The sequence below is a fragment of the uncultured Desulfovibrio sp. genome (assembly GCF_902477725.1).
Lineage (GTDB): Bacteria > Desulfobacterota > Desulfovibrionia > Desulfovibrionales > Desulfovibrionaceae > Desulfovibrio.
In genome coordinates this window covers 153,353-173,289 of sequence record NZ_CABSIF010000007.1, presented here as the reverse complement: position 1 = coordinate 173,289, position 19,937 = coordinate 153,353, and the positions used below count along the sequence as shown (strand labels likewise).

At 56.2% G+C, this 19,937-nt stretch carries 21 protein-coding genes and 2 tRNA genes; 7 read left to right on the top strand and 16 right to left on the bottom strand.

From position 1 onward, the window contains the following. Nucleotides 1-161: 161 nt before the first annotated feature. Both RDK48_RS08505 and RDK48_RS08500 read right to left on the bottom strand, forming a co-directional pair. Nucleotides 162-238 (bottom strand) — tRNA-Pro (locus tag RDK48_RS08505). A 36-nt stretch (nucleotides 239-274) separates the two neighbouring features. Beyond that, nucleotides 275-350, bottom strand: a tRNA-His gene (locus RDK48_RS08500). Between the two features lie 228 nt (nucleotides 351-578). On the opposite strand from RDK48_RS08500, the gene murA reads away from it, so the two are divergent. Then, nucleotides 579-1,829: a UDP-N-acetylglucosamine 1-carboxyvinyltransferase gene (gene murA / locus RDK48_RS08495; protein ID WP_192112350.1), complete on the top strand. Its 1,251-nt coding sequence runs from the start codon at nucleotides 579-581 to the stop codon at nucleotides 1,827-1,829. Nucleotides 1,830-1,935: 106 nt separating this feature from the next. After that, nucleotides 1,936-2,628, top strand: coding sequence for a BON domain-containing protein (locus RDK48_RS08490; RefSeq protein WP_298991995.1), 693 nt, complete (start codon nucleotides 1,936-1,938; stop codon nucleotides 2,626-2,628). 145 nt (nucleotides 2,629-2,773) lie between these two features. On the opposite strand, the gene RDK48_RS08485 is transcribed toward RDK48_RS08490, so the two are convergent. Further along, the gene (locus tag RDK48_RS08485) at nucleotides 2,774-4,012 is read right to left on the bottom strand and encodes an HD domain-containing phosphohydrolase (protein WP_298991999.1); all 1,239 of its coding nucleotides are present in this window, start codon (nucleotides 4,010-4,012) and stop codon (nucleotides 2,774-2,776) included. Nucleotides 4,013-4,270: 258 nt separating this feature from the next. Then, a complete protein-coding gene (locus RDK48_RS08480) occupies nucleotides 4,271-6,028 on the bottom strand; it encodes a methyl-accepting chemotaxis protein (RefSeq protein WP_298992002.1) in 1,758 nt (585 codons plus the stop codon). Between the two features lie 487 nt (nucleotides 6,029-6,515). Between RDK48_RS08480 and RDK48_RS08475 the strand changes: the two genes are divergently transcribed. Both RDK48_RS08475 and RDK48_RS08470 read left to right on the top strand, forming a co-directional pair. Continuing rightward, nucleotides 6,516-7,412 carry a LysR substrate-binding domain-containing protein gene (locus tag RDK48_RS08475; RefSeq protein WP_298992005.1) on the top strand — a complete coding sequence of 299 codons (897 nt, stop codon included), beginning with the start codon at nucleotides 6,516-6,518 and terminating at the stop codon, nucleotides 7,410-7,412. Between the two features lie 131 nt (nucleotides 7,413-7,543). Further along, a complete protein-coding gene (locus RDK48_RS08470; protein ID WP_298992008.1) occupies nucleotides 7,544-7,972 on the top strand; it encodes a GNAT family N-acetyltransferase in 429 nt (142 codons plus the stop codon). On the opposite strand, the gene RDK48_RS08465 is transcribed toward RDK48_RS08470, so the two are convergent. The 4 genes from RDK48_RS08465 to RDK48_RS08450 are packed head-to-tail and all read right to left on the bottom strand — an operon-like array spanning nucleotide 7,969 to nucleotide 11,216. Then, nucleotides 7,969-8,499: a translation initiation factor 2 gene (locus RDK48_RS08465; protein WP_298992011.1), complete on the bottom strand. Its 531-nt coding sequence runs from the start codon at nucleotides 8,497-8,499 to the stop codon at nucleotides 7,969-7,971. The genes RDK48_RS08470 and RDK48_RS08465 overlap by 4 nt on opposite strands. A gap of 58 nt (nucleotides 8,500-8,557) precedes the next feature. Then, the gene (locus tag RDK48_RS08460) at nucleotides 8,558-9,061 is read right to left on the bottom strand and encodes a cob(I)yrinic acid a,c-diamide adenosyltransferase (RefSeq protein WP_298992014.1); all 504 of its coding nucleotides are present in this window, start codon (nucleotides 9,059-9,061) and stop codon (nucleotides 8,558-8,560) included. Continuing rightward, complete coding sequence (gene amrS, locus RDK48_RS08455; RefSeq protein ID WP_298992017.1) at nucleotides 9,061-10,065, bottom strand: AmmeMemoRadiSam system radical SAM enzyme; 1,005 nt, start codon at nucleotides 10,063-10,065, stop codon at nucleotides 9,061-9,063. The genes RDK48_RS08460 and amrS overlap by 1 nt, the downstream gene beginning before the upstream one ends. A gap of 2 nt (nucleotides 10,066-10,067) precedes the next feature. Beyond that, nucleotides 10,068-11,216 (bottom strand): hypothetical protein, encoded by a 1,149-nt coding sequence (locus RDK48_RS08450; protein ID WP_298992022.1) that lies wholly within the window; start codon nucleotides 11,214-11,216, stop codon nucleotides 10,068-10,070. A 143-nt stretch (nucleotides 11,217-11,359) separates the two neighbouring features. On the opposite strand from RDK48_RS08450, the gene purM reads away from it, so the two are divergent. Continuing rightward, entirely contained in the window at nucleotides 11,360-12,418 is a 1,059-nt protein-coding gene (purM, locus tag RDK48_RS08445; RefSeq protein WP_298992025.1) for a phosphoribosylformylglycinamidine cyclo-ligase, read from the top strand. Nucleotides 12,419-12,581: 163 nt separating this feature from the next. Beyond that, entirely contained in the window at nucleotides 12,582-13,049 is a 468-nt protein-coding gene (locus tag RDK48_RS08440) for a YccF domain-containing protein (protein ID WP_298992028.1), read from the top strand. Between the two features lie 53 nt (nucleotides 13,050-13,102). On the opposite strand, the gene RDK48_RS08435 is transcribed toward RDK48_RS08440, so the two are convergent. Beyond that, nucleotides 13,103-13,702 carry a TetR/AcrR family transcriptional regulator gene (locus RDK48_RS08435; RefSeq protein ID WP_298992031.1) on the bottom strand — a complete coding sequence of 200 codons (600 nt, stop codon included), beginning with the start codon at nucleotides 13,700-13,702 and terminating at the stop codon, nucleotides 13,103-13,105. Between the two features lie 120 nt (nucleotides 13,703-13,822). Between RDK48_RS08435 and RDK48_RS08430 the strand changes: the two genes are divergently transcribed. Continuing rightward, on the top strand, nucleotides 13,823-14,599 hold the full coding sequence (locus tag RDK48_RS08430; protein ID WP_298992035.1) for a MipA/OmpV family protein: 777 nt from the start codon (nucleotides 13,823-13,825) through the stop codon (nucleotides 14,597-14,599). Between the two features lie 102 nt (nucleotides 14,600-14,701). On the opposite strand, the gene RDK48_RS08425 is transcribed toward RDK48_RS08430, so the two are convergent. The 7 genes from RDK48_RS08425 to RDK48_RS08395 form a co-directional block, all read right to left on the bottom strand. Continuing rightward, nucleotides 14,702-15,418, bottom strand: coding sequence for a DUF134 domain-containing protein (locus RDK48_RS08425; protein WP_298992040.1), 717 nt, complete (start codon nucleotides 15,416-15,418; stop codon nucleotides 14,702-14,704). Between the two features lie 271 nt (nucleotides 15,419-15,689). Beyond that, complete coding sequence (locus RDK48_RS08420) at nucleotides 15,690-16,055, bottom strand: response regulator receiver protein (RefSeq protein ID WP_298992043.1); 366 nt, start codon at nucleotides 16,053-16,055, stop codon at nucleotides 15,690-15,692. A 6-nt stretch (nucleotides 16,056-16,061) separates the two neighbouring features. Then, a complete protein-coding gene (locus RDK48_RS08415) occupies nucleotides 16,062-16,439 on the bottom strand; it encodes a NifB/NifX family molybdenum-iron cluster-binding protein (protein ID WP_192112333.1) in 378 nt (125 codons plus the stop codon). A 12-nt stretch (nucleotides 16,440-16,451) separates the two neighbouring features. Then, the gene (locus RDK48_RS08410) at nucleotides 16,452-17,375 is read right to left on the bottom strand and encodes an ATP-binding protein (RefSeq protein ID WP_298992046.1); all 924 of its coding nucleotides are present in this window, start codon (nucleotides 17,373-17,375) and stop codon (nucleotides 16,452-16,454) included. After that, on the bottom strand, nucleotides 17,368-18,273 hold the full coding sequence (locus RDK48_RS08405) for a 4Fe-4S binding protein (RefSeq protein WP_298992049.1): 906 nt from the start codon (nucleotides 18,271-18,273) through the stop codon (nucleotides 17,368-17,370). The genes RDK48_RS08410 and RDK48_RS08405 overlap by 8 nt, the downstream gene beginning before the upstream one ends. A gap of 6 nt (nucleotides 18,274-18,279) precedes the next feature. Next, a complete protein-coding gene (locus RDK48_RS08400) occupies nucleotides 18,280-18,630 on the bottom strand; it encodes a NifB/NifX family molybdenum-iron cluster-binding protein (RefSeq protein ID WP_298992053.1) in 351 nt (116 codons plus the stop codon). A gap of 143 nt (nucleotides 18,631-18,773) precedes the next feature. Next, nucleotides 18,774-19,850: a dihydrodipicolinate reductase gene (locus tag RDK48_RS08395; RefSeq protein WP_298992058.1), complete on the bottom strand. Its 1,077-nt coding sequence runs from the start codon at nucleotides 19,848-19,850 to the stop codon at nucleotides 18,774-18,776. Between the last annotated feature and the right edge of the window lie 87 nt (nucleotides 19,851-19,937).

Here is a 19,937-nt window from a genome sequence, read left to right as displayed (position 1 = left end):
AATTTTTTTCAACCTTGGCGATGGTTCGCGACAAATTTAAATCGATATCGATAGTTCGGAATTTAAAAAAAATTCTGCCAATCTCCACTTTGGGCGACCCCATTCAACGCAGAAAAGGGATAGTCAGACTTGCGTCTGACTATCCCTTTATCTTGGATAAATGGTCGGAGCGAAAGGATTCGAACCTTCGACCCCCTGCTCCCAAAGCAGGTGCGCTACCAGGCTGCGCCACGCTCCGAAAAAAAACCCGCGCCGTTGCGGCGCGGGAAAATTGTGGGGCGAAAGATGGGACTTGAACCCACGGCCACCTGGGCCACAACCAGGTGCTCTACCTACTGAGCTACTTCCGCCACGGGAAAATTCTTATAAGCAGGTTATTTTAGTTTGGCAAGCATTTTTTCAACACAGCTCCATCTGGATTTTATCTAGAAAAGTATCTACACTTGCGTCCGCGACTTTGCTGAGTGGCAAAAATCCGCTCGCCAGGCCACTTGCCCGCTTCGCAAGCCCTGTGCAGCGTGCCTGCTTTGAGAGCAGGGGGCTTGCATCGGCGTCAAACATTTTTTCGGGGACACTCCATGGACAAACTGGTTATTGAAGGCGGCGTTCCGCTTACTGGCGGCATTGAGGTCAGCGGCTCCAAAAATGCGGCCTTGCCCATTCTTTTTGCCTGCATTCTGCTGTCAGAGCCGGTCACCATCACCAATGTGCCCAACCTGCGCGATATACATACCACCATCAAGCTCCTGAACATGTTGGGCTGCACCTGCGAATACAACGATCATCGGGTACAGGTGCAGCCCGGCAATTTACTGCCGGAAGCTCCGTACGATCTGGTGCGCACCATGCGCGCCTCAGTTCTGTGCCTTGGCCCGTTGCTGGCCCGCATTGGTCAGGCGCGCGTAGCCCTGCCCGGCGGTTGCGCCATTGGCGCTCGCCCCGTAGACCAGCACCTCAAGGGGCTGGAGCAGATGGGCGCCAGCTTTCAGCTTGAGGAAGGTTATATCATTGGCCGCTGCCGCCAGCTCAAGGGCGCGCACATTTCCTTTGACATGCCCACAGTGGGCGGCACGGAAAACCTGCTCATGGCCGCAGCTCTTGCAGATGGCGAAACCGTGCTTGAAAACGCCGCCCGCGAGCCAGAAATTGTTGACCTCGCAAACTTTTTGCGGGCCTGCGGCGCAAAAATCGAAGGCCATGGCACGTCTGTCATCCGCATTCAGGGCGTTACCTCCCTGCACGATGGGGAATACCCCGTTATGCCCGACCGCATCGAGGCGGGAACCTTCCTCGTGGCAGCGGGCATTACTGGCGGCGAACTGATGCTGCGCAACTGTCCGTTTAAAGACCTTGAAGCCGTCATTCTCAAGCTGCGCAGTATGGGCATGGAGATCACCAACACCCCCGAGGGCGTTCTGGCGCGTTGCGCTGGCCCCTTGCGCGGCACGGATGTAAAAACCCAGCCCTACCCTGGCTTTCCTACAGACATGCAGGCCCAGCTGATGGCGCTCATGTGCCTTGCCGAAGGGGCCAGCGTTGTGGAAGAAAGCATTTTTGAAAACCGCTTCATGCACGTGCTTGAACTCATGCGCATGGGCGCGCAGATCAAGGTTTCCGGTCACACGGCCATGGTACGCGGTGTGCAGAAGCTCACCGGCGCGCCGGTGATGGCCTCCGACCTCCGTGCCAGCGCGTCCTTAGTTCTGGCAGGTCTTGCGGCCAAGGGCGTTACCGAAGTGCGGCGCATCTACCACCTCGACCGTGGCTATGAGAGCATCGAGCACAAGCTTAATGCCGTTGGCGCGCGTATCCGCCGCGAAAAAGAATAAAAAAATTCCGCTCCTTTTGCGGGCGTGCCATGCTTGCTGCCTGCAAAAAAAGCTGATCGACTACGTTAAGACGCTTCGCCCGCAACGCGGGTTTCAGGAGGATTCCATGAAACGACTGGCGCTTCTATTGCTGCTGCTTTGCGTCACCCTGCTCAACGGTTGCGCATACACCGGCTATTCCATCTATGACGACCAGCGCCTGATGGGCACCATGTCTGATGACAAGGAACTCTCTGCCAAAATCAAGACGGCGCTGCTTGACGAAAGCTTCTCTGGTGGCTGGTCTGTTGCGGTATACAGTTTTTACGGGCATGTCTTCCTTGTGGGTGAAATACCCGACACCATGCAGGGCAAGGCTGTGACCATAGCCAACCGCTACAAGCCCCGCTCGGTCACGACCCACTGGTTCACCCCCGCCACCAGCGACACCAGCAACTTTGTGCTGGCCACCAAGCTGCGCAAAGACCTTATTTCCACCAAGGGGCTCTCTTCCACCCGCATAGATACGGAAGTGAACTCCGGGCGTGTGGTGCTGCTTGGCGTGGTAAGGGATGATGCGGAAAAGCAGCTCGCCATCCAGGCCGCGCGCGGCGTTGCTGGAGTAACAGGCGTAACAAGCTACCTTATGTTCCCCCAAAAGGCGGGCCAGCTTGACAACATGCAGCCGGAGCATGCCACTGGCGTGAGCCCCATGGACGGCAGCATGGAACCTTCCGGCAGCCCAAGCAGCACCCCGGTTTCCAGCGGAGCAAACAGCTCCGGGGGCTCAGGTGATGTTGAGTCGCGCGAGCTGCCGTAGGCAGATGTAGGAAACGGATAATTCCAGCACTCGTGGCTGACAGCCACGGCGCATATAGTCAGGACTTTTCCCTTTAATAAATGCTTACCGACGAATCTCTTTCGCCGGTAAGCATTTTACGTTCCGATTGCTGCACAAACCTGCCCTAGGCGCTAGTCCAGGCGCACAATTTGCGCATGGCAAGAAATTTTGCAGCCGCATCGCGCTGCGCTCTGGACCGCACCTGATTGATCTGCAACGCATTCTTTACAACCAGGGCTACAATATCCGCATCAAGCTGCTTGTTAACCGCCATAGCCGACATGCAGGCAACCACACTGGTCAGATCCATGCCGCCCCGGTACGGGCGGCTCTCCGTCAAAGCGGTAAACACATCAGCCACAGCCATAACGCGCATTGGCAAGGTGAGCTTTGCTGCTCCCAGACCATACGGATACCCTTTTCCATCCAGCCTCTCGTGGTGCATTCCGGCCCAATCGCAAACACAGTGAAAACCGGGGATTGAATCAAGAAGCTGTATCCCAATCTCGGCATGCTGCTTTATTTCATGCCGCTCTTGAGCAGAAAGTACCCCCGGTTTCTCAAGAATATCCACAGGAACAGCCAACTTGCCTATGTCGTGCAAGAGCCCCGCAATGTAGATCGTCAGGTAATCTTCGCCAAATGCGAGGCCAGTCAGCTTGAGTATTTCCTGCGCAGTATGGGCAACGCCATGCGAATGCGTTGCAGTGAACGGACTTTTTGAGTCAATAATCTGAGAAAACAGATCGCACAAAATCAAGAGATTTTGGGTTGAAAGGATGTCTTTACAAAATTCGTTGCTCAAATACGCATCCATCTCCCCGGATGATTGATACGCAGCAGCAATGGCTTTGTTTTTTGCTATGTGAGCAAAGGCATTACGCCAGATGTAAGAAAAATTACCCGCTTTCTTTTCCATCGCAATCGCCAGATGGGAGAAGCTCGCATCCGGGTGGGCGAGCATTTCAGCATCAACAGCATCGGCAAAATAAATATAGTTTGCGCTGATGGCGTTATCTTCCTGCGGTGTCAGCTCTTTCCACGGAGTCTTTCTGAGCAGAACCATGTTGCAAACATCTTCAGGAAGCTTGGCTGTTCTGCAAAAAACCCAGCCAGCCACGCAATAATCTTCTTTTTCAAAAACAAAATTGGTCAGGCCATCCTTCAGCGGGATAGTCCCGATCTCATGCAGCATGCTTGCAATAAGCAGGTATTTTCTTTCCTGATGATCCAGGCCGCAATGCTCTGCCAACACCTGCGCCAGATAGGCCACACGCAGATTGTGTTCTGTCAGTTCTTGGCAAACAAGCCCAAGCGCCCGCGAAAAACCAGACAGTAAACTGTAAAGGTGAACTGACTCCATTGGCACCACTCAATGTAGAAGACAAGATTTCAGCAAAGCCTAACAGACGAGGGAGTTGCGCTGCCTGCTTTTTCGCAAGCGGACAAGCAACGTGGCCTCTTTGCGGAGGATGGAAAAACCGGTCTGAAAAAGGCAAAAAATGCGGGGTTCACTAGCGGGGTAATTTTCTGCTTTCAGAATGGGGGCACACCATTTAACGGAGCGCCCCCGCAACAAACTCAGCATTCTGGCAAATTGATTTCAATAATCCTTACAGGCCTAACTGTCGCGCATTTCAGAAATAAGGCTTGCAAGCTTGCCCGCCTGCACTGCCAGATCACTCACAGCCTTGGCAGCTTCGGCCATTCCCTCGGCTGTCTGGCGCGACATTTCATTAACTTCAATAATTGTCTGATTGATTTCTTCGCTGGCGGCAGACTGTTGCTCACTGGCCGTGGCAATGGCATTGGCCTGATCGGCTGTAACATCAGCGGTGACAACAATTTCGCTCAGGGCCTGCCCAGAAAGGCTGGCGCTCTCCGTAGCAGTATTGACCTGCTCGACGGCATTATCCATTGAAACAAGGCTTTTCGTGGTACTTTCCTGAATGGAACGGATCACCCGCCCAACATCCGTTGTTGAAGCCATGGTTTTTTCTGCAAGCTTGCGCACTTCGTCAGCCACCACGGCAAAACCGCGCCCGGCCTCGCCTGCCCGCGCCGCTTCGATGGCAGCATTGAGGGCCAGCAGATTGGTCTGGTCGGCGATGTCGGAAATGACCGTCATGATCTGTGAAATATCCTGCGCATGCCCATTCAGTTGCGCCATGTCATCTTTCAGCTCCATCGAGAGGCGGTGCACAAGCTGGATACTCTCCAGCGAGTTGCCCACAATCGTGGCCCCGTGCTCGGCCTTCGCCTTGGTATCTGCCGATGCGGATGACGCCGCACCAGCATTTTTGGCAACTTCCTGCACGGTGGCATTCATCTCGTTCATGGCGGTAGCTGCTTCACCCAGCCGTTGCGCAGTTTGCACTGCGCCCCTGTCGGCCTGTTCTATCTGGGCAGAAAGCTGCGTTGAGGCAGAGCTGACCGCATGGGCCACTTCTTCCAGTTGCGCTGCCGCCGCCAGCATTGCGCTGGATTTTGACTGGGCAATCTTGCCGGATTCCTCGGCATTGCGCATGGCCTCTGTGGCTTTTGCAGCCTGATTCTGGGCGTTCAGCGACTCATTATGAGCCTTTTCCATGTTGGCTTTAAGCGACTCAACCATTGATACAATTGAATCATAGACGCCAATTCTGGCACTGCCGTCAGCAATCTCGTAATCCCCATCAACAACGCGGCGGGCCAGTGCATTCAGCTGCCCAGGGTCTTTGCCTAATTGCCGCATAACGCTGCGCGTCAGCAGATAGGTAATTATTATACTGATGGCGACAGCAAGCAGGCTGAGCACCAAACCGGTGTTTTTTGCCATTGCGCCAAGTGCTATGGCGTCAACCATATTTTCCTTGCAGCTCCTGGTCGTCAGGTTGACCAGCTCCGCATAGACAGGGGCAAGCTTGCGAAACTGGGGACCGTATTCTGCGGAGAACAGGGCTGTCGCCTCGTCAAATTTTCCTTCAGCAACCAGCTTTGTTGAATTTCTTCTTATAATTCCCATACCTTCTGAGATATCATCTATCTGCCGGATCAGCTTTTTTGCCTGGGCAGCAATGTCCCCATCAAACAACGCTGTATATTCAATATATTTTTTTTGATCCTCTGCAATTTTTTGCAGGGACTCTTTGATTATTGAGTCATACCGCGCAGCGGCAGATACTTCGCGCGCAAGAAGCATAGTTGTCAGGTTTGCTCTCACTGTCCAAAAATTTAAATGCATATCACCAACGGCTATCACAGCAGGAATATACGCTTTATCAACATCATCAATACTTTCATCCAATTTTGAAGTACTGATCATGGATGATGTTGAAATCGCCAAAATAACAATAATCATGCCAGCAAATGACAAGATAAGTTTTGTGGACAACCGCATGTTTTAAACCCCGCATCGATGCACGTTATTTTAGTGCCCAAAAGGGCATGACCTCACGTCAAAATCTCCAGTCTGCCATTTTTATTGATGAAAGTGCTGCATATACATGGACAATAGTGTGTATTTCAGCAATATCGCACTCAAACAGTATATAATGTATATACAGGGTTATTTCACGTCCAATCTCTTTACAATACACCCTCTAACACCTTTTCTTACTTTAATGCACTAGATGATCAATACTAATAAGTAAAATATTATTTTTGCATGCCGCATGCACACCGTAAATATTTGAGTCTAACATTGATTCAAGTCCCATAGTGATATATACTGTCATGCAAAAATAATTATATACTATAAAATAATATGTGAATAAATTATTAATCCAAAAAATGGAGAAAATACTCTACTTTCTAATTTGATGCTTATTTATTGATAGCCAGACTCTCAACTGCAAAGGCAAACGCTTGATGCACCAGGTACGATCATGGAAATAAGACATCTTAAAACATTAATGATGGTTGCATCCGCACGAAGCATTTCAAAAGCATCGCACATGTTACACCTGTCTCAGCCCTCAGTAACAAGGATAGTACAAGAAATAGAGAATATTGTAGGATCTCCACTGTTTTCAAGAACAAAAGATGGCATGATTCTCACAAATGATGGCAAAAAATTCTACAAACTCGCCACAAAAATCATTTCATCGATTCATGAAGCAATATCAGACTTAAAAAATTCACACAAAAAATGCGTCATAAACATTGGATTTTGCCCAAGCATTATGATTTTCGACCTTATTGAACAGTTGCGTTACGCGAATTTCAGAATGGATTACATCAGATTCCATGAATTCAATGCAAAAAGACAGCTTATAGCGTTGAAGAACAATCATATTGATATTTCAATCACGCGGGGCGCAGACACAGACAACTGTGATGGTCTTGAACAGATAACACTGCACAAGGCTGAGTTGTTTGCGGTCATTCCGGCAGCGCATCGGCTTTCGGGAAAAAAGATGCTTAACCTAGGCGAGCTGAAAGACGACCAGTTTGTGGTTCTGTCTGAAAAATTCTTTCCCTTTTACAGCAGCACCCTGGCGGCCATGTGCAAAAATGCAGGATTCACGCCGCTCATCGGCTTTAGAGCAAATGGATACGTTGCCGCACTGGCAACCATCGCAACAGGATCACATGTGGGGATTTTTCCACGCGGTATTGTCAATTCAATCATCCCTGGCTACGTGTATATTCCAATACGCTCCAGCGATAATTTCATTGATATATCCTGCTATTTGCGGAAAGGCGAAAACAGAAAAGAAGTCATTGACATTATATCAATAATTCGCAATCAATTCTGCAACTTTGGACTGGCAGATATATGACAATACTCTTATTTTGATATCTCTGAACCACCCACGCAAAAGGGGCAACGGAGAATGCCGCCAAGGTTCTGCGCTTCCGCCATCGACTCCCCACTTACTGCGAACCAACCAAACCTTGCTCAGGTGCAATCATGACCATCCGGCCAGCCACTACCGCTGACATCAACGATATCTTTGCCATCCGCACCAACGTGCGCGAAAATCACCTGTCTTTTGAACAGCTCAGACATATGGGCATTACTGAAGAAAGCATTGGCAGCATTATCAGCGAGGCTGAATGCACATGGATTGCCGAAGCGGAAGGCGTGACCGTGGGCTTTGCCATGGCGGATGAGGAAGATGGCAGCGTTTTTGCACTTTTTGTGCGCCCGGAGTGGGAGAATAAAGGCGTGGGCAAGCATCTGCTGGCGAAGGTGGAGGCGTTTCTACTTGCCCGGCATGAGATGATCTGGCTCGAAACAGATGGGAGCAGCCGTGCCGCTGGCTTCTACGCCCACCTTGGGTGGACGCGCGCAGCAGAGCTGGAAAACGGTGATGCCCGTTTCGAAAAAAGGCGTTAACTATCGGCTGAATTACTATATTTTTTATCAGCCCGCTCCCGCAGCTTCGCACCCATGTGGCGCAACACCGGGTTCGGCTCGGCCTCAAAATTTCTCCAGTCGGCATCGGCATAGGCCAGCAAGGCAGCCACAACGTCCAGCGCTTCTTCCACGCTGTCAACCCAACCGCTGACAGCCCCGTGCAGCATCAGGCCCGGCCCTTCCAGCGGGCCGCGTATACCGAGCACAGGGACTCCAGCCCCGGCGGCCAGCCCCACTTCCACCCCGGCATCCTGGCCTGACGCGCCGTAATAGATGACCATGTCCGCTGTCAGGCAGGCATTGTGGCAAAAGGCGTAGACCTCGCCGCCGTCACGGTCGGTGTCCATCCAGATGCGCCGTTCGGCGGGGGTCAGCCCTGACGGCGGCACGGCTTTGTCTGTCCAGTCCAGCATGCGGCAGCCCATGCCCCGCAGCTCGCGCCCCAGAAGGCGCACTCCGTGCTTGTGCTTGAAAGACCCGGCCACATAGATGGTCAACACAGACATATACCCGAATTCCTTTTGCAAATACTGGCGAACATACCCAGAAAGGCAACCACAGAGGCTAAAATTCTATGCCCGGAGCGGCTTTGACGCCCGTGCGCCAAGGATGCTTGATTTCGGTCATGGAGGTCACAAGGTCTGCCGCATCCACGAGCCATTCTGGCGCACTGCGGCCAGACAGCACGAGATGACAATCCCTGGCGCGTGCCAGCGCCATGAGTTCTTCCAGCTCCTGCTGCCCAAGTATCCCGGCGCTCAGGGCATACAGGCTTTCATCCAGCACCAGCATGTCTGCCTGCTCGAGCTGCTCGCGAGCCCAGCCGAGTACCCGCAGGGCGGCCTCACGGTGCGCGGGGCGCTCTGCATCGGTACGCAAAAAGCCCAACCCACCGGCAAAAAAGCGCTCTCCCAGCAGTTTGGCAAGCATGGCCTGCTCGCCCGCCTGCCCATCACGTTTCATGAACTGCCCAAAGGCTACAACCAGATTCTGCCCCAGGGCGCGCACGGTCTGCCCCACGCATGCGCTGGTTTTTCCTTTGCCGTCACCAGTATACACAAGAATCATTATTTCCAGACTCCCGGGATCTGCACGCCGCACTTGGGGCACTTGCCTTCTGCGCCCAGCACCCGCGTGTCGTATCCGTTCCGTTCAATAACCAGCGCATTGCACTCTGGGCAAAACGTATTGCTGCCCAAGGGGCTGCGCGTATTTCCTATATAAACATAATTCAACCCGGCCTCGCGCCCGATGCGCCAACAGGCCTCAAGTGTCGCCAGCGGCGTGTCCGGATGGTCGATCATCAGATGCGCGCCGTGAAAACCCGTCACATGCCACGGAGTATCCGGCCCCAGCTCGTCACGGATAAAGGCTGCCAGCGCTTCCATTTCCGCCTGTCCATCATTGAGGCCGGGAATAACCAGAGTAGTGACCTCAAGCCACCAGCCAAGTTTCTTGATGGCTTTCAGATTCTCCAGCACAGGCTGAAGATGCCCGCCGCAATATTTATGGTAAAAGGCTTCGCTGAATGACTTCAGATCCACATTGGCGGAGCAGATGCACCGGCTCAGAGCCGCCAGGCAATCCTTGGACATATAGCCGTTGGTCACAAGCACACTGCGTATGCCTTTTTTGGCCGCCATGCCTGCGGTTTCGTAAAGCAATTCAAAAAAGACCGTGGGTTCGTTGTAGGTAAAGGCCATGGTCTGGGCGCGGTTGGCCTGAGCCAAGGCCAGCAGATCTTCTGGCGCAGCGCGCTTGCCGGGCACTATGCCGCTTTCCGGCACGTGGGCTATGTTGTTGTTCTGGCAGAAATGGCAGGAAAAGTTGCATCCGGCGCTGCCTACAGAGAAAATCTTGCTGCCGGGCAAAAAATGGTAAAGAGGCTTTTTTTCAATGGGATCCATGGCAGCAGCGGTAACGACCCTGCTGACCAGAGAAACCATTTCTCCCCGCATGTTGACGCGCACCCCGCAAATGCCCTTGGCCCCTTTGCGCAGGCGGCAACGGTGAGCGCACAGACGGCACACAACAGTTCCGTCAGGCTGAGAATCCCAAAGCGCGGCAAGCATGCTCAACGCCTCTCCCTTCCATCACGGCCCCTGTCGGCGCCGCGCGGGTCATACTGTGAATCGCCCTGATTGCCGGGGCGCGGGTTATACCTGTCATCTCCCCGCTGGTCATGGCTGTTGTCGCGCGGCCTGTTGGACCCGTTGTAGCCACCGTCGCGCGAATCATGCTGCTCGCGGCGAGGGCCATCGTAGCGACCATCGTGTGGCCTGTCATCATACCGGCGATTATCATACTGCCGATCGTCATAGCGCCGATCATCATAAGGTCTGTCGTCATGCCGCCTGTCGTCATGGCGATGCCTGTTATGGTCTGGCTGCGGCGCGGGCTGCCAGATAACCGAGGGCATGTTCTGCTGCCCCGGCCACGAAGGCCCACCGGGTCTGGGCATGGGGCCATACGGATTGGGCCCCCAGTGGTTGCCATCGGGGTAAATCTGCGGAGCCACAAAAAAAGTGCCGTAATTCTGCTGGTCCGGTGGAGCGGGCGGCACCACAGAGGTAACGATGTCGCCAGTCTGCGGATCCCGATACTGGGTCGCGATGCCCCTGTCGTTGAAAGTTTCACCCTGGAGCTGCCCTGTGCCTGAAACAACGCTGTCGCCCTGTCCCTGCCAGCCGGGTGCGGGTGCAGGATAAGGCGCATAGCCAGGCCCATAACCTGGCGCATACTCGGGGGCAAAGCCCGGGGCAGGCGCTGGCGGTGGCACGTCCGCAGGATTTGGCACAGGAGCCGCAGTGGGAGCAGGAGCGGGGGCAGGAGCGTCCGCAGGCCCCGGCAGAGAACCAAAAGAGGAATAGGGGGCCATGCCTCCCGCATTGGGCCAGGGGGTCGGCTGCCCGGAAGCGGCAGTCTGCAAAGCGGGTGACGGCCCAGCCACCTGTTGGCCCGCCTGTTGATTTGGCTGCTGATTTGGCTGCTGGCCCACCGATTGCCCTGGCTGCGGGCCAGGCAGTTGCGACGCAGCTGGCTTCTCTACAGATGGCGGGCCTGGCGCAGCAGGCGGCTCAGGCTGAGCAGGCTGCACGGGGCCAAGCTTCACACCCGACACAGGCGCGCGGTATTCCGCAGCGCCATCCGCAGCAAGGGACGCGCCGGAACAAACGAACGTCAGTACGGCGCAGAAAATATACAATCCGGCATATCCACGCATGGCACGCTCCTTACCCCTCCGGCTTTATTCTAGCAGTGGCGAGCAAGCCGGTCTATGAAAAAACTCGCGGGCAGGGCCTCAAAAAGTCGCTTGGGGTTTGAAAGAACCTATGTTATGTAGCGCAGATTCAAAGGAGGCAACGGATGTCCAGCGACCGCGCAAAAGCCTACACTCAGGCAGGCGTTGATATTGAGGCGGGAAACACTCTTGTTTCACGCATCAAAGGCATGGTTCAGAGCACGCAGACCAGAGGCGTCATTTCCGATATTGGCGGCTTCGGCGGCCTGTTCCGGCCTGACCTCAACGGCATGACCGAACCTGTGCTTGTTTCTTCCACCGATGGTGTGGGAACCAAGCTCAAACTGGCTTTTGCCTGCAACAAGCACGATACTGTGGGCATCGACCTTGTGGCCATGAGTGTCAACGACATTCTGGTTCAGGGTGCCAACCCCCTATTTTTTCTTGACTACTTTGCCACCGGCAAGCTTGACGTAGAAACCGCCCAGACCGTCATTGGCGGCGTGGCCGAAGGTTGCCGCCAGTCAGGATGCGCCCTGCTTGGCGGTGAAACCGCCGAAATGCCCGACATGTACGCGCCAGGCGAGTATGACCTTGCCGGTTTTTGCGTGGGCATTGTGGATAATGCCAAGCTCATTGACGGCTCCGGCATTCAGGTGGGCGACAAGATCATCGGCATCGCCTCCTCGGGCCTGCACTCCAACGGCTTTTCCCTGGCCCGCAAGGTGCTTGACCAGAGCGGCCTTTCACTCACCGATCCCTTCCCCGGCGGGGATGGAGCCAGCGTTGGCGATGTGCTGCTGACGCCCACCACCATCTACGTGGAAGCGGTGCGCTCCCTGCTGCGCGACATGAACGTCAAGGGCATGGCCCACATCACTGGCGGCGGCTTTTACGACAATATTCCCCGTGTACTGCCCGCACAGGTGGAAGCGCGCATTCATTTTGGCAGCTGGCAGATGGCCCCCGTCTTCAACTGGCTCAAGGAAGCGGGCAACCTCAGCTGGCCGGAAATTCTGCAAATATTCAACGGCGGCATCGGCTATGTGCTGGTGGTGCCCGCCGATCAGGCCGAAGAAGCGATCAATCGCATTCAGGCCTTCAAGCTGCGGGCATGGTGCATAGGCGAGATAGCCCGCCGCTCCAAGGATGACGACCAGGAACAGGTCATCATCAACTTCTAGGGCATATTGGCTGTTTATCTGCTCTAGCCCAGATTATAAAGGGCCGCCCGGCATCACCGGGCGGCCCTTTCGTTTCAAACTGCTTTTCTTTTTCGCATTGCGTTGACATACTCAGCGCTCAATGGCCGCATGAATACCACACGGCCCACTTCAGGAGGATATCATGAACGACGCCATAAGTTGCCTTGGGAACGCCATCTGGTTTTTGTGCGGCGGCATTGTCATGGGCCTTGTGTGGTGGATATACGGAGTGCTCTGCTTTATTTCCATCGTTGGCATCCCCTGGGGCAGGGCATGCTTTGTCATGGGCAGTTTCGCTTTTTTCCCCTTCGGCAAAATGCCCGTTGCGCGCGATGTGCTCACCGGCAGACAGGACGTAGGCACCGGCCCGTGGGGCACAGTAGGCAACATCGTATGGCTTGTGCTGGCGGGCGTGTGGATTGCCATGGGGCATCTGGTCTCCGCCGTCATGTGCGCGGTGACCATAATCGGTATTCCTTTTGCGTGGCAGCACGTCAAACTTGCTGCGCTGGCCCTCTGCCCCATCGGCAAGACCATTGTACCCGCGCCCCTGGCCGATGCTGCCGAACGCGCAGCAGCAGAACGAGGCTTCCGCGACGGGCGCTATTAAAGTTCGCTTTGCCGCATCACCGCGCGATCAAAAATTGCGGAGCTGGCGTAGCTTCAGTCCGCAGGTTCGCAGGCGAACAGTTCCGCCAGTTGCTTTGCATAAAATTTATTCATGTACTCAATGTCGATCCGGGGCGAATCCGCTCCGCGCAGCAGATTAACGACCATTGACGCCCCCATGATCTGCGCCAGTATCAGTTCTGCCCGCGTGGCCGCCTGTTCACCAGGCAGCACCTCCATGATCTGCTGACGGATATTGTCGTACGTTTTTGCCATCACGTCCGAAACATTAGGATCCAGCGCAGAAAGGGCCGTGATGCGAAAATCTGTGGCCCATGCACTCTGCGCTCCGCCAGAGAGAATGCTGCCCATGGCCATACTGGTTTTTTCCATAGGCGGCACATCAGGCAGGGCCTCAATACCTTCTGAATTCAGAATGGACGCCACTTCAAGAAAAAGATTCCTTTTTGAGCCAAAATAGCGGCTGATGAGTGCCGGGTTTACCCCTGCCGCCGCGCCGATTTCCCGTATCCCGACGTTGCCGTAGCTGGCTTTGGCAAAGAGCCTTCGCGCCGCCTGCAAAAGACGGTTTCTGGTTTCTGCGGCATTGCGTTTGCGCTGCGGGCCCGTGGCTGGTTTACGTTCAGGAGCCATTGCTATCCCCTATAGTTGCTGCGACTTGACACAGTTGGTTTCATGAGGCTATTTTTGAGTAATCAATTGATTACAGATTTTCCATGAAAAGTGCAATGGCTTTGTTGCACGGGAGGGTTCATGAAAATACGGGGATTGTCGTGCTTGGCGACATTAACCATTTTTCTTTTAATGGCTTTTTCTGCCATTGCAGAAGACGGCAAGAGCGACAGCAATCGCTGGGGATTCAACCTCGGCATTGGCGGTACTGTTTCCACCTCGGAATACAAGGGCGTGGAAAGGCTGGGCACGGCACTGCCCTTGCTGGGATATGAAGGCGAGTATCTGTATTTGCGGGGATTGAGCGGCGGTGTGCACCTGTTCAAGAACGAATATCATGAGGTCAACGTGCAGCTTTCGTATCTGCCGCAGCATTTTTATGCCTCATGGAGCGACAACTCGGGCATGAAAAAGCTTGATGACCGCTATGCCTCGGCAATGGCTGGCATCAACTACCGCTTGCGCACCGAACTTGGCGTGCTGGCAGCCACCCTTTCCACCGATGCGCTGGGCGTGAATAAGGGCGTGATGGCCGATGCCTCCTATTCCTACCCCATCCGCTTTGCCAATATGTCGCTTATCCCCACGGCTGGCGTGCAGTGGACCGACGTGAACTACAACGACTATTATTACGGCGTGAGCAAGAGCGAGGCCCGAGCCAGCGGCCTGAGCAACTACTCGCCGGAATCAGCCCTCTCGCCTTATGCCGAATTGACCTTGAGGGTCGGCCTTACAGAAAGCTGGAGCGCTTTTGTGAGTGGAAAAAGCCAGTTTTTGGGACAGGAAATAACCGACAGCCCCATGGTTGAACGCAACAACAAGTATTCGTTGAGCGGGGGCTTTCTTTACGCGTTTTAGAGCAGATTGACGTTGTTCCCGGCGGCTTGCCGCTGGGTTATCACCAAGGGCGCTTTCTGAACGGGCGGAAAAGTGCGGGCCTTTGCCGCGGTCTGCACAGCTCTACCGTTCAGAAGCGCAACCGCTCTGGCAAAGATGCCCAGGGCCGAAAGGAACAAGCCTGCCCGCAGCAAATGCGTTAAGGCAGTCGGCCACGGTGGGCAGATTGGCATTGTAATACACGGCTATACCTGCCTCCTGCAAAGCCCGCAGGGGCCGCATGCCCATGCCGCCCGCAAGCAGTGCGCCAACTCCAAGACGTAGAAGGGCCTGCACCGGCCCGGCGCAATCCCCGCCCTGATGTATGGGATTGGGCTGAATGCTGACCGTCCCGATAGTTCCGTCCTCCACCCTGGCAAGGGTGTAGAACTCACATCGGCCAAAATGCGCGTTGGGCGCAGCATCCGGACCGCCGGGGGCAATGCTTGGCACAGCCACCACCAGTCCGCCCGGCATGGCATCCTCGCTTTCTGCCCCCTCGACAGTTGCATCCACAGCGCACACCCCGCCCTCAATACGCAGGGCCTGCCCCTGCACAAGAGCCTGAGCCACACTGCGCCGCGCGCGCCGCAAAAGCCTGCCAAAGGTATGCCGCGAAACACCCATACGGGCTGCGGCGGCATCCATATTCAGGTCTTCAAAGTCGGCCAGCCGCAGGGCTTCCAGGCCATCCAGCGACAGCACAACCTCTTCAAGTTCATGCAGGGGAATACCGTTGGGCTTGAAACATCTGTTTTTTGGCAGGGCGCTCACGCGCCTGCAATGGCAAGGTCTTGGCATAATTTCCCAGTAATATGGTTTTATTTGAGAATAAGCCAATGCCACGCCTCGCGCAAGTGGCGCAAGCCGTGGCCGTGCCCATCTGCCGTTTTGCGCATGACCGGGCAAAAACCGGGAGGGGTAAACCCGGTTCAAGCCCGGCCATGCTTCCCGTGGGCCGAAGGCTGTTTGCGCGCAGGCAGTGCGCGCCCAAGGCACCGTGCAAACCAAGGGTACGGACAATGGTTTGCGGGAACAGTAAAACCTGCCGCGCATGACGGCTATCATTCTATCAGGCCTGAAGCTCCGTCAGCAGGCGCGTCACGCGGCGCGCATCGTCCGCTGTGGGCGTAGTCGGCAGCGAGGCAAGAATGCCCAGGCCTTCCATGACGTCATGGAAAACATCTTCCGGCATATCGCTGACAACCGCCGTATGCACCAGTGCGTTCACACGCATGATGCCGATGACAGCCTGTTTCGCCTGCTCCTGCGAGGCGGCATCCAGCACTACCAGCGCAGGGGCCTGCCTCTGGACGCTTTTTTTGCAGGCTTCTGCATCGGCAACTGTCGTTACGGTGCAGCCCTGCCGCTCAAGCTCATCCACAAAGGCGGCAAAAACTGCGGGCCGCCCTGACTGCAACAGAATGGAGCGTTTCATAACGGTTTAATGCCCGCCGCCGCAGGTATGCTCGGGAGTGAATTCCGTCAGTTTGCCCTGGCAAAATGCCTGCACGGCCATGCCCACGGTGGGCTGGTTGCCTGCAAAATACACGCTGATGCCCATCTGGTTGAAGCCCATGAGGGGGCGCATGCCCATGCCGCCAGCCAGAAGCGCATTGACGCCGTGGGAGGCCAGATACTGCACCGGAGCCATGCACCCGCCCTGCTGGTGCGGGATGGATTCAAGGGTGGACTGGGCGGCGACCTGACCGTTTTCCAGTTCCACGATGGTGTAAATATCGCAATGTCCAAAATGCATTCCCATGCCGGAATCCATGCCGCCGGGCATTTGCGAAGGAATTGCCAGAATAGTCTTGCTCATGATGCTTTCCTTTTACAGGTGTTTTATGCCGCCTTGCCGCCCCGGCTGCGATGCCAGAGAGCACACGCGCTCCCAGGCTGCTGCCAGAGTTTCGGCAAGGGGTTGGGTAAGGATTGAAATTTCTTCGGTCAGAGCCTGCCGCCGCACCATGGCCTGCGTGACCAGCGGGCTGAAGGGCAGCTCGCCCACCACATGGTGCCCGCCTTCTGCGGCCACTGCGTGTATGCGGGCCACCTCATCCGCGTTCAGGTCGGCCTTGTTGATGAGCACCGCCACGGGAATACGGAAATGCGCGCACAGCTCCGCCACACGGGCAAAGTCATGCCGCCCCGAAGGCGTTGGCTCTACCACGGCCACGGCCAATGCTGCGCCGGAGAGGGAGCTGATCACAGGGCAGCCCACACCTGGCGAGCCATCGCACAGCACAAGGTCTGCGCCCGTACTGGTTGCCTTGTCCCGGGCCTGACGCTTGAGCAGGGCCACCAGACGACCCGAATTTTCCTGCCCGGGGTCAAGCTGCGCATGTACAAAGGGGCCAAAACGGGTGTCGCTGACATACCACACGCCACAGCGCCGTTCGGGAAATTCCACAGCGTGCGCAGGGCAAAGTTTGTGGCACACGCCGCAGCCCTCGCAGCCCAGTTCGTCTATGCAGTACAGGCCATTTTCAAGCCGCACCGCATCAAAGCGGCACAGCTCGGCGCAACGCCCGCAGGCTGTGCACAGATCAGGATTGATGCGGGCCGTATTGCCGGAAATAAAAACTTCCTCCTGCTGCACCTGGGGGTTCAGCAGAATGTGCATGTCCGGCACGTCCACATCCAGGTCGCAGAGTACTGCCTTTTGCCCCTGCGCATGGGCCAGTGCGGCAAATGCGGCGCAGACAGTGGTTTTTCCCGTACCGCCCTTGCCGCTGATAACAACTATCTCACGCATGGCTGGCCCCCTTGGCAAACTCCCGCAGTTTGACGGCAAGTTCTGCAAAGCGCAGCCGCCATTCCTGCCCGGTCGCGCCCTTTGCTTGCGTGGGCGGCAAGCCGTGGGCATAGGCGTGGGCTGCCTCGCGCTGGAAGGGCAGTTCTGCCAGTATGGGCAGTGTTGCGCCCGCGCACCATGCGCGCAGTTCATCCTCGCAATCGGCGTTGCCTTCCATGCCCACGCGGTTCATCACCACGGCAACGGGCCGCCCCAACTGCGCAAAGGCTGCGTGCGCCAGCTTGAAATCATAAAAGCCAAAGGGGGTTGGTTCCGCCACCAGCAAGACGGCACCCGCGCCACGCGCCGCTGTCATGGCCGGGCAGCTCACGCCGGGGGGAGCGTCCATGAGTACGTCAGAGGGATGCCCCGCAAGCAGTTCTGCCAGTTTGCGTTCCTGCGCGCGCAGGAGCGGCGGAGTCATGGCCTCGCCCACGCGGGTACGGCCCATGAGGAAGGGCAGCGTTTTGCCGCCAGTGGACACAGAACCCTGCAACAGTGCGCCAAGTTCCCGCTGCGCCACGCGCAGCGCCTGTTCCGGGCACACCTCAAAACAGCCGCCGCAGCCGTGGCACATATCCTGGAAATACATTGGCTTTGCGCCCATCATGGCAATGGCCCCGTAGGAACACATGGGGCGGCATGCGCCGCAGCCCGTGCATTTTTCCTCCACCAGTTCCGGTACTTCAAGATATACCGGTTCCGGCTCCGCGAGGTTCGGGTGCAGCAAAAGGTGCAGATTGGGCGCTTCCACGTCCGCGTCCACGAGCAACAAATCGCGTTCCCAATGTCCGGCAAGACAGGCGGTCACGGTGGTCTTTCCCGCGCCGCCTTTGCCGCTGGCAATCACAATACGCATACGGGCCTACTTGTTGGGAGCCGTGGCCGGGCTGACCGAACCATCGGCAAGGCAGCACACGGCTTCGCCCACGCTGCGGTTGTCCATATCCTGATACACGTCCAGCCCCGCCGCCTGGAGGGCCGTAAAAGCCTTGGGCCCCACGTAGCCGCTCATGACGGCCTGCACGCCCAGCCCCGCCAGCCGCTCCGCAGTCTGGATGCCAGCGCCCTGCGCTGCTGCCTGCGATGCGCCGTTGTCCACATAATCTGCCTGCATGGTGTCCATATCCACGATCACAAATCCGCCAGCCCTGCCGAACCGTGGATCAACCTGCGATTCCAGCCCCGGCCCTTCGCTTGAAACGGCTACTTTCATGGCTACTCCCTTGCTCGTTATTTTTGCTCAAATGAGCATAATCCTGCACGCAAAAATGTCAACACAATAAAGAATCCGCCGCACCAACTTTTGCTGATACGGCGGACATGCCGCCACATGGCGGCCCGGGGGGGATGCAGAAACTACTTGTGCACGTAATGATCCAGCGGCTTTACCCTGTAGCTGTTGACCGGCATAAGGTCGGTGGTCACGTAGCCCGGCGCGGCGTTAATAAGGTCTGGTATGCGGTTGACGATGGTGGCGCAGGTCAGTTCCACCGTGGCGGGACGGGTAATGACCACCTGCGTATCCGGCTCGCCCATGAGCGTCCAGTCGTTGCGGTCAACCTCGCCAGGCGCGTAAACCTTGCCCACGCATTCGCTCTCGATGACAATGCCCTCCGCCGTTTCCGTGGTCACCACGGCCGACATGCCCGTGGCGTGCCCGGCAGGGATGGTCATGCCCAGCGTTTCAGAACGCAATTCGGCGCTGTGGGTCTGCGGCACGCACTTCTGCACCTGGCTTTTGACCGTAAGGCCCAGACGCTCAGCCAGCCAGCCGTTGACGTTCCACATATAGGAGGGCAAAAACTCGCCGCGCTCGATCAACTGCTGGCGTTCGGCGGGCGAGATGGCGTCTGCCGAGGCTATTTCCTTCTCAAAGACGGGCAGGTCAAGCCCCGCGCCGTGAACCTTGGCAAGGGCGATGCCGTAGTCTTCCACATTGTAGCTAGAGCTGCCCTTGATCTTGTTGATGGAATGCATGGCCCCGGCCAGAGTGGCGATCAGATTGCCCCAGAACACATCCTGATAGCCGGAACCGCAAACCGTGCAGCCCGTCTTTTTCGCCATCGCGTCCACCTCGCGTGTGATGGCGGGCGAAGAATTCATGGGGAAGATGGCTTCCTCGTTGGTGGTGATGGCGTTGACGCCGTTTCTGGCGCAGACCATGAGAGCATCCACGATATCGCGCATGAGGCTCATGGTGGTAATGATGCAGGCATCGGGCTTGAGCGCTGCCAGTACCTTGTCGGCCTCGTCAGCGTGGTGCACCATAACGCCCCGCTCCGGCCCGCCAATGATGGCACTGATATCCCGGCCGATCACTGCGGGGTTCACGTCAAAGGCAGCTACAATTTCCGCGCCTTTTTCGTACACGTATCGCATGGAATACTTGGACATCTTTCCGCAACCATACTGGGCAATCCGCAATTTGCTCATGAGTTTCCTCCTGGTTTGGGATGCGCACAACCTGAAATACGCCTTCAGTTCCACCATACGCGCCGCTTGTGAAAAAACAAGCATGTC

Excerpts from the sequence above, each read along its gene's own strand:
- RDK48_RS08405 (WP_298992049.1), bottom strand. The coding sequence starts at position 18,273 with ATGCGTATTGTGATTGCCAGCGGCAAAGGCGGCGCGGGAAAGACCACC.
- murA (WP_192112350.1), top strand. The coding sequence starts at position 579 with ATGGACAAACTGGTTATTGAAGGCGGCGTTCCGCTTACTGGCGGCATT.
- RDK48_RS08410 (WP_298992046.1), bottom strand. The coding sequence starts at position 17,375 with ATGCGTGAGATAGTTGTTATCAGCGGCAAGGGCGGTACGGGAAAAACC.
- RDK48_RS08465 (WP_298992011.1), bottom strand. The coding sequence starts at position 8,499 with ATGTCTGTGTTGACCATCTATGTGGCCGGGTCTTTCAAGCACAAGCAC.
- RDK48_RS08450 (WP_298992022.1), bottom strand. The coding sequence starts at position 11,216 with ATGCGTGGATATGCCGGATTGTATATTTTCTGCGCCGTACTGACGTTC.
- purM (WP_298992025.1), top strand. The coding sequence starts at position 11,360 with ATGTCCAGCGACCGCGCAAAAGCCTACACTCAGGCAGGCGTTGATATT.
- amrS (WP_298992017.1), bottom strand. The coding sequence starts at position 10,065 with ATGCTTGCCGCGCTTTGGGATTCTCAGCCTGACGGAACTGTTGTGTGC.
- RDK48_RS08475 (WP_298992005.1), top strand. The coding sequence starts at position 6,516 with ATGGAAATAAGACATCTTAAAACATTAATGATGGTTGCATCCGCACGA.
- RDK48_RS08420 (WP_298992043.1), bottom strand. The coding sequence starts at position 16,055 with ATGAAACGCTCCATTCTGTTGCAGTCAGGGCGGCCCGCAGTTTTTGCC.
- RDK48_RS08425 (WP_298992040.1), bottom strand. The coding sequence starts at position 15,418 with ATGCCAAGACCTTGCCATTGCAGGCGCGTGAGCGCCCTGCCAAAAAAC.
- RDK48_RS08400 (WP_298992053.1), bottom strand. The coding sequence starts at position 18,630 with ATGAAAGTAGCCGTTTCAAGCGAAGGGCCGGGGCTGGAATCGCAGGTT.
- RDK48_RS08430 (WP_298992035.1), top strand. The coding sequence starts at position 13,823 with ATGAAAATACGGGGATTGTCGTGCTTGGCGACATTAACCATTTTTCTT.
- RDK48_RS08395 (WP_298992058.1), bottom strand. The coding sequence starts at position 19,850 with ATGAGCAAATTGCGGATTGCCCAGTATGGTTGCGGAAAGATGTCCAAG.
- RDK48_RS08440 (WP_298992028.1), top strand. The coding sequence starts at position 12,582 with ATGAACGACGCCATAAGTTGCCTTGGGAACGCCATCTGGTTTTTGTGC.
- RDK48_RS08435 (WP_298992031.1), bottom strand. The coding sequence starts at position 13,702 with ATGGCTCCTGAACGTAAACCAGCCACGGGCCCGCAGCGCAAACGCAAT.
- RDK48_RS08415 (WP_192112333.1), bottom strand. The coding sequence starts at position 16,439 with ATGAGCAAGACTATTCTGGCAATTCCTTCGCAAATGCCCGGCGGCATG.
- RDK48_RS08460 (WP_298992014.1), bottom strand. The coding sequence starts at position 9,061 with ATGATTCTTGTGTATACTGGTGACGGCAAAGGAAAAACCAGCGCATGC.
- RDK48_RS08470 (WP_298992008.1), top strand. The coding sequence starts at position 7,544 with ATGACCATCCGGCCAGCCACTACCGCTGACATCAACGATATCTTTGCC.
- RDK48_RS08485 (WP_298991999.1), bottom strand. The coding sequence starts at position 4,012 with ATGGAGTCAGTTCACCTTTACAGTTTACTGTCTGGTTTTTCGCGGGCG.
- RDK48_RS08490 (WP_298991995.1), top strand. The coding sequence starts at position 1,936 with ATGAAACGACTGGCGCTTCTATTGCTGCTGCTTTGCGTCACCCTGCTC.
- RDK48_RS08480 (WP_298992002.1), bottom strand. The coding sequence starts at position 6,028 with ATGCGGTTGTCCACAAAACTTATCTTGTCATTTGCTGGCATGATTATT.